This window comes from Agitococcus lubricus (assembly GCF_003051055.1).
Lineage (GTDB): Bacteria > Pseudomonadota > Gammaproteobacteria > Pseudomonadales > Moraxellaceae > Agitococcus > Agitococcus lubricus.
This window is the reverse complement of sequence record NZ_QAON01000020.1, coordinates 38,864-46,882: the sequence shown is the minus strand read 5'-3', so window position 1 is coordinate 46,882 and position 8,019 is coordinate 38,864. Positions and strand designations below refer to the sequence as shown.

6 protein-coding genes are annotated in these 8,019 nt (G+C 44.4%); 1 reads left to right on the top strand and 5 read right to left on the bottom strand.

Features of this window, described 5'->3' with window-relative positions:
- The first annotated feature begins 115 nt into the window (after positions 1-115).
- The gene (locus C8N29_RS14800) at positions 116-520 is read left to right on the top strand and encodes a pilin (RefSeq protein ID WP_107866848.1); all 405 of its coding nucleotides are present in this window, start codon (positions 116-118) and stop codon (positions 518-520) included.
- On the opposite strand, the gene C8N29_RS14795 is transcribed toward C8N29_RS14800, so the two are convergent.
- The 5 genes from C8N29_RS14795 to C8N29_RS14775 form a co-directional block, all read right to left on the bottom strand.
- A complete protein-coding gene (locus C8N29_RS14795; protein ID WP_107866847.1) occupies positions 521-985 on the bottom strand; it encodes a cyclic nucleotide-binding domain-containing protein in 465 nt (154 codons plus the stop codon).
- 150 nt (positions 986-1,135) lie between these two features.
- Positions 1,136-1,963: a carbon-nitrogen hydrolase family protein gene (locus tag C8N29_RS14790; RefSeq protein ID WP_107866846.1), complete on the bottom strand. Its 828-nt coding sequence runs from the start codon at positions 1,961-1,963 to the stop codon at positions 1,136-1,138.
- Positions 1,964-2,021: 58 nt separating this feature from the next.
- Positions 2,022-5,873 carry a YhdP family protein gene (locus C8N29_RS14785; RefSeq protein WP_107866845.1) on the bottom strand — a complete coding sequence of 1,284 codons (3,852 nt, stop codon included), beginning with the start codon at positions 5,871-5,873 and terminating at the stop codon, positions 2,022-2,024.
- Positions 5,854-7,326 (bottom strand): ribonuclease G, encoded by a 1,473-nt coding sequence (gene rng, locus C8N29_RS14780; protein WP_107866844.1) that lies wholly within the window; start codon positions 7,324-7,326, stop codon positions 5,854-5,856. The genes C8N29_RS14785 and rng overlap by 20 nt, the downstream gene beginning before the upstream one ends.
- A gap of 89 nt (positions 7,327-7,415) precedes the next feature.
- Positions 7,416-7,985, bottom strand: a complete 570-nt coding sequence (locus C8N29_RS14775; protein ID WP_107866843.1) for a Maf family protein — start codon at positions 7,983-7,985, stop codon at positions 7,416-7,418.
- Between the last annotated feature and the right edge of the window lie 34 nt (positions 7,986-8,019).

Below are 8,019 nucleotides of genomic sequence, written 5' to 3'. Positions count from 1 at the left end.
TAAATTCAGGGCTAAAACGTTTTGCCATTTCTTCTCTCCAAACATAATTCTTAAATTAGCTTTAGAGGGAATAATTGTCCATTTAGTTGGCTAGGATCATACTGAGTCTCTCAATTTGGCCAAAAGCGTTACGACACTGGTGGCGAGTGAAGGCGCTTCCTCTTTGGACGATTTGGCACGCACTGCCGATTTTTGGAATGCCCAAGCGGGGGGTACAGGCACCAACAGTAAATTTGTTGACCAAATACATATTGATAGAGATACAGGCGAAATTGAAATCACCCTCAATAGTGATTTTGTCGGTCTCGGCACTTCAGCCAATATTATTTACTTATCCCCGTATATCAGAACGTCTGCAACAGCATCCGAGAAGCTCGTTGACGCCATCGACCATGGTACCTCTGGGGCTATTGACTGGGCTTGTTCTTCTGCCACACAAAATACAGCCAATGACAGGGGCATGCTCGGGGCTCCCATCGGGAGTGTACCTGCAAATTTAGCTCCTGCTGAATGCCGCTAATTAAGCCAACGGCGGCATAAACTCGGCTAATTTGTCAGAGGTTTTGCGCAAGTTAATACTGAGCAAGGATGCTATCCCCTTCAAAATTTTAATGCCAATTTCTGGGTGTAACTTCAGAATCATCTCAAAGCCTTTACGGGTTAACACAATTAAACCAGACGCTGTACACGCACGCACGGAGGCTGAACGGGTTAATTTATCAATCAGTGCCATTTCACCAATAGAACTTCCTTTTGCCAAGGTAGTAATCACCACAGGCTGGGCATGTTGGTTTAGTTTAATCACATCTAAAGCACCGTGCATGACAAAACACACATAGTCGCCTTTTTCGCCTTCTTTGAAAACAAACTCACCTGATTCTACTTTATTAAAAAACATATATTTTTCGATAGTTTGCAGCTCAGGCAATGTGAGATTAGAAAAGATAGGGACTTGTCCTAAATAATCCGCCAAGCTATCGCTCATTATTGCTCTCCATCATTCTGCTACTGCTTATACCAATGCAAGACTGGCTTCATCATTCTATAAAAAAAAAGTTTTATTACTGTCGACTGTGTTGCATGATTGCAAGATTCTGTCTGTATATGCTTGTTAAATATACGCTAGCACTGTGTTTTAGCATAGCCGTCGGTGTTGCAAAAGTGGCATTTGTTGACGAATTCTGTACTGCTCGACTAAATCATAATCAGCGACAACCACGCCTGCACCCACTTCCTGTTGTTCAGCCAACACATTTCCCCATGCGTCAATAATTTGGCTATGTCCCCAAGTACGACGTAGCGCGTTATGCTGTCCGCCTTGCCCTGCACCAATGACTAAACATTGTGTTTCTATGGCGCGCGCACGTAATAAGGTCTGCCAATGGGCTTGGCCTGTTAAATAGGTAAAAGCAGCGGGTACGACTATTATCTCTGCGCCTAAATCACGTAATCGCTGATAAAGCACAGGAAAGCGGACATCATAACAAATACTTAAGCCGATATTAGCAAAGGGGGTTTTTACGACGACGAGGTCTGTACCCTGCTCAAAGGTGGCCGACTCTTGGTAGCTGCCTTGGGCATCGTTTACCTGTACATCAAACAAATGAATTTTATCATAACGCGCGACACAGTCACCTTGTGGGTTATAGACAAGACAACAAGAACGCACTTTTTTATCGGGTACAGGGCTGCCATCAGGTCTGAATGCACAAGGTATACTACCAGCAATAATCCATAATTGCTGTTGTTTTGCTTGCTCAGCCAACCATTGTTGAATCTCGACAAAATGCGTAACCGCTGTTTGATACTGCACCCCTGCGGCAAACATGGCAAAGTTTTCAGGCAGTACCACTAAACACGCGCCTTGTGCTTTGGCTTGCGCAAATAACTGGGTAGCTGTTTGTAAATTACTCGCTAATTGCTCACTGCTTAACATTTGAATGGCTGCAACACGGACAGACATGCAGTTCTCCTTTCTTCTTAGCACTGACTCGGCAGCTCATGCCTGTCTTTGAAACTCGTTAGGGTTTATCCCACTTAAACCAATTACGCCACGGTAAAATCGGTTTTTTGAGACGATGAATGGTAGGGTTTTGCCAATTACCTTGTAACTGATAATGCAAGGTGGTGGCCTTGGTGAGAGGGTCATCCAATAAGGCTTCGGCCGCTACCAAAGCGCCACCCACCACAGGGCCTGCAACGACGGCGGCAGCATAAGGAACGGCACTACTAATAGGCACAGAAATATCGACTTGTTGGTCTAAACTTTGGGTCACTAGATTCACTTCGCCTTGCCCCTGTGCTTTTAAGGACGGGCTAATAAACGCTAATTGATTCTTTAGTACCCCCTCACTGATATGCGCTTTGAAGGTCAGTTTGTCGTAGGCTAATCCTTTTTGCGTAATGTCACTAAAATCGAATTTGAGTCGGCGCTTAAAGTTATCTGTGTCTAGTACCCCTAATAAACGCGACAAACTGACTAAACGATTTAGGTTTAATACACGCCCTTTATCTAAACTCACACTCAATTGACCGTTTAAGTGTGCCAAATCTAAGGCGGTAGGGCTACCAGCCCATTGTAAACTCAGATGGGCATTCGCTTGTTGACTACTTAATAAGGGGTCACGGTTAAACGCTGTAAACAAATTAGCGGCATTATTGAGTACTAATTGGCCAGAATAACTAGTTGACTCTGTGCCACGCCATTGCCAGTCTAGCGTACTGTCTATCGTAAATAAGGCATTTTTTAAGCTGGCTTGGGTGAGCCGAATCCCTTTAGAGGTCGGTAAGACAGTCGCTCTGATTTCGGAGTGTGCGAGCTTAGGCCAAGACTTAAAATTAACATCTGCCAGATACAGCTCAATTTTAGGAATAGACCAACTGTCTTGGCCTTTAAGCTGCATCATTGATTGCACTTGGCCTGTGTTTTCAAACGGCAAACTTAAATTTTGAATACGTAAGACTAAGGGCTGTTGCGCCGTATGCGGTAATAAGGCCTCGCCACTCAAATCATTACTCAATATCTGTAAGCGCCATTGTTGATTGGATTCTTGCTCTAAGCCCAAACGTACATCGCGTAATAAATAATTGCCATAACTCAAACGGTCAATATCCACGGCAAAACTTTGTAATTCAGGCAAGACGGTTGCCACATTTTTGGGCGCAATATTATTAGCAGCTGGCCTCAACCACGGCAACCATTCGCCAATATCCACACTGCCCAAACGCCCTTTCACCCATAAGCCTTCAGGTGGCAAATCGCCTAACCAGCTTTCTCCCAATTGGACTAAAGCGCGCGTAATTTTGCCATCTTTAATGGCAAAACCAGTTTGTAAACGGGTACCATACATCAAATACGCACTTTGCTCTTGTTGATTATCTAATTGCATTTCATAGTGAAACGGGATAGCCGACTGTTTTTTACCTAACGGTTCGGGCAAGTCTATCGTCCAGCCTTGTAAGTCGGAGCTTAACGAAATATGAACAGGCTCATCAGACACAGGCACGGTCAATGCCGCTTGATACTGTGTTTTTCCTTTCATGGAGCGGGTTAAATCGCCTAGCCACGGTTTGAGATTATTGGGGGCAATTTGTCCATTAGCTTGAATTTGTATGGCGGCTACGTCTTGATTATCTAATAAACTCGCTAATTTGACAGAGACAGGCTGACTCAAAAAATAGCCTTGTATCGTTTGACTTGTCAAACCACGACCCGTTTCATAATTCACTGTGCCTGTTAACCATAAGTCAAACTCGCTACTTTGTTTTAGAATGACAGGATTGCCTGTTAAATCGGCTTTTACTTTCACATACACATCGTCTTGATTCGCCGTTGTTAACGGAATCCTTAACGCCAGTTGACCCGCAATTTCTCCGTTTATATGCAACAATTGCGCTACTCGTCCTGTATCTGACTGGAGTGGAGTTTCTTGAAACAGACGCATCATATCATCGCCTGTGGCATCGATATCGGCTGTCAGATTTAGGACGGGCTGACTCAAATCAGGAATCACCGCATGAATATGACGTGGAATGCTTTGATAGATTTGACCTTGACTAGCCATTACCTCAAGGCGTCGATTATAAATACTGACTTTTGCATCCAGTTGTTTCAGCATTGGCCACCCTGCTTGATAGGCGAGTTGGCCATCTTCTATCCAAAAATTCATTTGCATGGTGCTTGGTGCACGCTGAGGGGTATCTATAAGCACCCCGTCATACAAAAAATCACCGTGTTTAATCCGTCCTGCAACCAAGGCCGACTTTAACCATGCTAACGTATCGTCACCTGCGGGTGGCCACGGCACATAACGCCACACACTGGCCAAATTACCTTCATCAATACTGGCTAATAAACGCATTTCTGTTGCCGAAGGGTCTTGTTTGGGAATTCTTAATTTCAGTAAGGCTTCGCCATGTGCATCGGCATTAGCGACGGTAATTTTGTTAGTTTCGACGTACCACGCATGCTCATCGGCAGACCAACGCAGTTTGGCATGTAGCTGATTGACGGGTGTTGGTACTCGATACGCCTGTTTAAGGTCTAATACCCCCCGTTTAATGGTTAATGCCCCCACTCCACCTGTTGGTTGATGTGTTAACCAGAAGTCGGCATTTTGTACACCTATGCTGCTCGCTGTCGCTTTGACAGTAACGGCCTTGGCTTGTACTTGCGCTAGTAACAAGGTAGGTGCGGCTTCGGTTGTTTGCCATGCGAGTGCCAAATGATCAATAGTGCCTTGTGGTTGGGCTTGTCGTAGCCAATCTCTGAATACTGTTGGGGCAACCACATGCCCTATGGTCACGATGTCTTTAATATCAAAGCGTGAAGTATCGAGACGATAATAATGTGCAGCAGATTGCAACAAACGAAAATTAGGTAATTGTACAGGGTGATGATTGATATTGCCCGTCACATGGTCAACGTCCAGTTGCCAACCCTGTGCTTGTTGTTGCCATGAGAATAGCGTTGTTATTTGTGCCTCTATGTTTTGTTGCTGATAATTTGCTCGGACATGCGCGATATTTAATTTAGCATTTAGGCCTGTTAATTGCCCTTGCCGCAGGCTTGCCCACACTTCTGCGCCAGCTAAAAGATTTTCTAATCCCAAGTTTGGAGTCAAACTACGATGCAACCACGGCTGCCAAGCCTGTGTTGGTAATTGGGTATATAACTGACCAGACCATGCACTGGCTTGTAAAAAATCCGCTTTTGCAGTCAAATTGGCAAACAGCTTTAGCGGTTGCTGTTGCCAGTTGGCATACAGTCTAAAATCGTGTTGTTGACCCCGATTACGGTTGATAAGACGGAGGTCGTCGAGTTGGATAGACGGTGCTTGATAAGGCTGCAGGTGGATTTTCAGTTCGTCAAACCGTAAATCTGCTTGTTTTAGCAGCCAATTCACTGCTGTTTTACGCACCTCTGGGCGACTTGGCCCCAGTGCCAATAACTCCTTAATAACCCACTCACCTGTGGCTTGTTGTGCCAGTTGTAGGGAAATACCTTTCGCCTGTGCATCAAGACGAATATCCCAATGCCATAAACTTTGCCACAGTGCCAATTCCAAATGAATATAAGGGATTTCTAATAACACGACATTCGCGTGTTGTGGGTGGTAAATCTTTAAGCCTTTTATGGTGATATCTGGTTCTATCCCTAACCAATAGGCTTCTAAACTGGTGACTTTGACAGGCGTCTGCATGGCAACACTGAGTTGTTGCTCAATACGGCTCTGATAATGGCTGGCCATTGGCAAAACAAAGGTTGCCAATAACGCGACTACGCACAGTAATAGGCAGCAGCCCAATGCGAGGCCAATACCTACTTTTCGCCATGTACGCCAGCTAGCCACTTTACACCAATACAATGTCATATTGTTCTTGGGTATATAGACTCTCTACCTGAAAACGGATGGGCTTTGCGATGAACAGTTCTAAATCAGCGACGGCTGCCGACTCTTCTGATAATAAACGGTCAATCACTTTTTGATTAGCAATGACCATATAACCATTCGCGGCATCATAGGCACGTGCCTCACGTAATATTTCTCTAAAAATCTCAAAACACACCGTTTCGGCGGTTTTGACGGAGCCTCGTCCTTGACACGTTGGGCAGGTTTCACACAACAAATGTTCTAAGGATTCGCGGGTTCGTTTGCGCGTCATTTCCACCAAGCCCAACTCGGAGACTTGAGTAATTTTGGTTTTGGCATGGTCGCGGGTGAGCATTTTTTCAAAAGCTTTTAGCACTTGGCTACGATGCTCATCCTCTTGCATATCAATAAAGTCAATAATGATAATTCCACCCAAATTACGCAGGCGTAATTGGCGTGCAATGGCATGTGTGGCCTCTAAATTGGTCTTAAAAACGGTATCTTCTAAGGTTCTCGAACCTACAAACGAACCTGTATTGACATCAACCGTGGTCATTGCTTCGGTTTGGTCAATGATTAAATAACCACCCGACTTGAGTTGTACTTTACGTGATAAGGCTTTTTGTAAATCTTCTTCGACATTATATAGCTCGAATAGGGGTTTTTCGCCAGGATAATGTTCTAACTTTTCTTCGGCGCTGGGCACAAACTCACGCACAAACTCTAAGATTTTGGCAAAGGTCTCACGCGAGTCAATGTAGACTTTACTGATGTCTTGAATGACCATATCGCGAATAATACGTTGATAGAGCGGTAACTCTTCGTAAATCAAAGCTGGCTGTTGTGTACTTTGTTTTTTTTCTTTGATGTACTGCCATAACTTAATGAGAAACGCCATATCTTGGCGTAATTCCTCCTCACTCACCCCTTCGGCAGCGGTACGCACAATCACCCCACCTTTTAAGCTGTCTGCATGTTCCTCTCGAATCAAACGCGTCAAACTTTTCAGGCGTTCGCGTTCTGCTTCACTTTCAATACGCTGAGAGATACCAATATGCTCACCAAAGGGCATATAAACTAAATAACGTGAGGGAATAGATAAATCAGAGCTTAAACGTGCCCCTTTAGTGCCCAACATATCCTTCATGACTTGGACAGTAATCATTTGTCCTTCGTGTAATAACTCGGTAATTAACGGTGGCTCGTTAAGGTCTTCTGTTCTTTTAGGCCAAATGATGTCATTAGCATGTAAAAAGGCAGTGCGTGATAAACCAATCTCGACAAAAGCGGCTTGCATACCCGGTAATACCCGTACCACTTTACCTTTATAAATATTACCGACTAAGCCTCGCTTGGCCGTACGCTCCACAAATAACTCTTGTACCGTGCCATTTTCGACTAAGGCTACGCGTGATTCCATCGGCGTGATATTGATAAGTATTTCTTCTGACATAATGTATGTATCTGTTGATATTCTGATAATTGTTAAGTTTTACTTATAATAGCGAAAAGAGATGCTTTAAGACTAAGACATGCTTCGTATTACCAAATAGGATAGTCAAATTCAGTCAGTAATTGTGCCGTTTCTACCAACGGTAAGCCAACCACGTTACTGTAACTCCCTATAATTTTTTGTACGAATAATGCACCTCTACCTTGTATACCATAGCCACCTGCTTTATCTTGCGGTTCGCCCGTATGCCAATAAGCGTGCATTTCTGCTTCACAGAGAGGCTTAAAATAGACCTCCGTACTCACCACTTGACTACGCATGGCCTGTTGATTAGCGAGTGCAATACCTGTTAATACCTGATGCGCTCGACCACTCATTTGTTGCCACAAATCCCGCGCTTGCGCATAATTTTCGGGTTTGCCGATGATGTGGCCATCTAGCACCACCGTCGTATCTGCCGCTAACACTAAATCGGAAGCCGACTGTCTCTGTTGAAAGCCTGCATGTGCTTTGGCGCGTGCTAATCGTTCTACATAGTGACTCGCCAATTCATGCGGCTGTACCGACTCATCGACATGTACCGATAATACCTGAAACTCTAAACCCAATTGGTTTAACAAGTCACGTCGACGCGGAGAAGTGGAAGCTAAATACAGCATAGGTCAATCCTATTACACGGCTATCTGAAGACAA

What these genes read in the sequence shown, in the direction of transcription:
- rng (WP_107866844.1), bottom strand. Translation starts at nt 7,326, where the DNA reads ATGTCAGAAGAAATACTTATCAATATCACGCCGATGGAATCACGCGTA.
- C8N29_RS14795 (WP_107866847.1), bottom strand. Translation starts at nt 985, where the DNA reads ATGAGCGATAGCTTGGCGGATTATTTAGGACAAGTCCCTATCTTTTCT.
- C8N29_RS14790 (WP_107866846.1), bottom strand. Translation starts at nt 1,963, where the DNA reads ATGTCTGTCCGTGTTGCAGCCATTCAAATGTTAAGCAGTGAGCAATTA.
- C8N29_RS14775 (WP_107866843.1), bottom strand. Translation starts at nt 7,985, where the DNA reads ATGCTGTATTTAGCTTCCACTTCTCCGCGTCGACGTGACTTGTTAAAC.
- C8N29_RS14785 (WP_107866845.1), bottom strand. Translation starts at nt 5,873, where the DNA reads ATGACATTGTATTGGTGTAAAGTGGCTAGCTGGCGTACATGGCGAAAA.